A 2,615-nucleotide genomic window follows, 5' to 3' on the forward strand; every position below is an offset into this window, starting at 1 on the left:
GCCCCTGATTCTACTCATCGGCCCAGCTCAGGCTGCCGGCGTCCAGCAGGGCGGCCAGCAACTCGGCGGCACCGGGCAGGGCCAGAGCCTCGGCGTCCAGCGCCGCGTCGGAGGCCAGTGCCCGGGCCAGAGGCAGGGCGCAGGTGACCCCATCGCCATCGGCAAACAGGGTGGCGCGCTCGCCGTCCAGGGCGCGCCAGGCGAAGCGGGAGCCGCGGCAGCGCACCAGCTCGCCGCCGGCCTGTAGTTCGGCGACAAGCTCGGCGGGGGCGGTGGGCTGCTCGCGGGGCACCAACTGGTCCACGTACTTGGGCTGGGTCATCGCCCGGCCGAACCACTGGGCCAGCCGGGCGGGGTCGTCCAGGGTCTCGAGGATCAGTCGGCGCATGCGTGCCACGGCCGCGTCATCGAGTTCACTCGGGTCGTCGGGGGGCGCCATGCCGGCATCGGCGTAGCGCAGCGACGCGGGCAGCTGCTCGCCCAGGTAGTCGGCGAAGGAGGTGATGGCTTCGTCGGCAGAGGGGGCGCGGAAGCCCACCGAGAGGGTCAGGCAGTCGTCGGACTGGCTAACGCCGTGGTGGGCCCAGCCCGGCGGCAGGTAGAGCATATCGCCGGGTTCGAGCACCCAGTCGTCGCCGGGAGTCACCTCGAAGCGCTCGAGGATGCGCAGGTCGATGCCGGGGATGATCGGCGCCTCGTCGGCGACCTTGCCGCCCAGCTGCCAGCGGCGGCGGCCCATGCCCTGGAGCAGAAAGACGTCGTACTGGTCCATGTGGGGGCCGACGCTGCCGCCCGGGGGGGCGTAGCTGATCATGATGTCGTCGAGCCGCCAGCGGGGCAGGAAGGTGAAGGCCTCGAGCAGCTCGGCCACCTCGGGCACGTAGTGGTCCACGGCCTGCACCAGCAGGGTCCAGTCCCGCTCGGGCAGCTCGCCGAACACCGCCTCGTCGAAGGGGCCGTGGCGTACCTGCCAGGGCCCGTCCTCGCCGTGCTCCTCCACCAGGCGCGCCTCTACGCCATCTTCGCAGGCGAGCCCCGCCAGCTCGTCGGGGTCCAGCGGACACTCGAAGTCGGGGAAGGCGCCGCGGATCAGCAGCGGTCGCTGTTGCCAGATGTCGCGCAGAAACTCGGTGGCACTCAGGCCGCCGAGCAGTTGTAGCGGGGTATCGGAGGACATGGGGACCACCCTTTATGAAGCTGAAGCCTTGGTGGCTTCGAGTCGCGGCTGTTCCGGCGACAGGCCTGTGCGAGGGCGCTGTAAATACCTCCCTGTACGCTACCGATTCCCTGCGGCGCGCTCGCATCCTGCTCCGCTTGCAGGGCCGGTGCTGGCCATCCATGGCCAGCCCGTTCGGAGCAGTGCTCCTCACCCCTGGAATCGGACCCTCTTCAGGCCTGTCCCCGGCGCCGCTTACCATACTGGCTAGGCGCTAGGCGCTAGGCGCTAGGCGCTAGGCGCTAGGCGCTTACAGCCGGCGCGCCTGCTCGACGGCGTTGCCGATATAGGTGGCGGGGCTCAGCGCCTTGAGCTCGACCTTGACCGCTTCGGGCAGCTCGAGCGTATCGATGAAGGCGGCGAAGCCGGCCTGGTCGATGCGCTTGCCGCGGGTCAGCTCCTTGAGCTTCTCGTAGGGCTTCTCGATGCCGTAGCGGCGCATCACCGTCTGGATCGGCTCGGCGAGCACCTCCCAGCTGGCGTCGAGGTCCTCGGCCAGGCGCGCCGGGTTGGCCTCGAGCTTGCCGATGCCCTTGAGGGAGGCCTGATAGGCGATCAGGCCGTAGGCCAGGCCCACGCCCAGGTTGCGCAGCACCGTGGAGTCGGTGAGGTCGCGCTGCCAGCGGGAGATCGGCAGCTTCTGGGCCAGGTGGCCGAGCACCGCGTTGGCCAGGCCCAGGTTGCCCTCGGAGTTCTCGAAGTCGATGGGGTTGACCTTGTGGGGCATGGTGGAGGAGCCGATTTCGCCGGCCACGGTCTTCTGCTTGAAGTAGCCCAGCGAGATGTAGCCCCAGACATCGCGGTCGAAGTCGAGCAGGATGGTGTTGAAGCGGCAGATCGCATCGAACAGCTCGGCGATATAGTCGTGGGGCTCGATCTGGGTGGTGTAGGGGTTGAAGGTCAGTCCCAGGCCCTCGACGAAGGTGCGGGCGTTGGCCTCCCAGTCCACCTCCGGGTAGGTGGCGAGATGGGCGTTGTAGTTGCCCACCGCGCCGTTGATCTTGCCGAGGATCTCCACGCCCTCGATCTGCGCGAGCTGGCGGCGCAGCCGGTAGGCGACGTTGGCCATCTCCTTGCCCAGGGTGGTGGGGCTCGCCGTCTGGCCGTGGGTGCGCGAGAGCATCGGCAGCTCGGCGTGCTCCTGGGCCAGGCGGGCGATCTCGTCGGCTACCTGGCGCATGCAGGGCAGCAGCACCTTGAGGCCGTCGTTGAGCATCACGCCGTGGGAGAGGTTGTTGATGTCCTCGCTGGTGCAGGCGAAGTGCACGAACTCGGTGATGGCGTGGAGCTCCGGTTGGCCCTCGATCTTCTCCTTGAGGAAGTACTCCACCGCCTTGACGTCGTGATTGGTGGTGCGCTCGATATCCTTGATGCGCTGGGCGTCCTCCAGGCAGAAGTC

General features: G+C 68.7%; 2 protein-coding genes. Both read right to left on the minus strand.

Annotated features, from left to right (window positions below; translation table 11 throughout):
• Positions 1 to 10: 10 nt before the first annotated feature.
• Positions 11 to 1,177 (minus strand): cupin domain-containing protein, encoded by a 1,167-nt coding sequence (locus J5F18_RS08230; RefSeq protein ID WP_346301782.1) that lies wholly within the window; start codon positions 1,175 to 1,177, stop codon positions 11 to 13.
• 289 nt (positions 1,178 to 1,466) lie between these two features.
• Positions 1,467 to 2,615, minus strand: a 1,149-nt coding sequence (purB, locus tag J5F18_RS08235) for an adenylosuccinate lyase (RefSeq protein WP_346301783.1), incomplete at its 5' end; no start/stop codon positions are given.

The sequence above is a fragment of the Halomonas sp. BM-2019 genome, from assembly GCF_017584085.1.

What these genes read in the sequence shown, in the direction of transcription:
- J5F18_RS08230 (WP_346301782.1), bottom strand. Translation starts at nt 1,177, where the DNA reads ATGTCCTCCGATACCCCGCTACAACTGCTCGGCGGCCTGAGTGCCACC.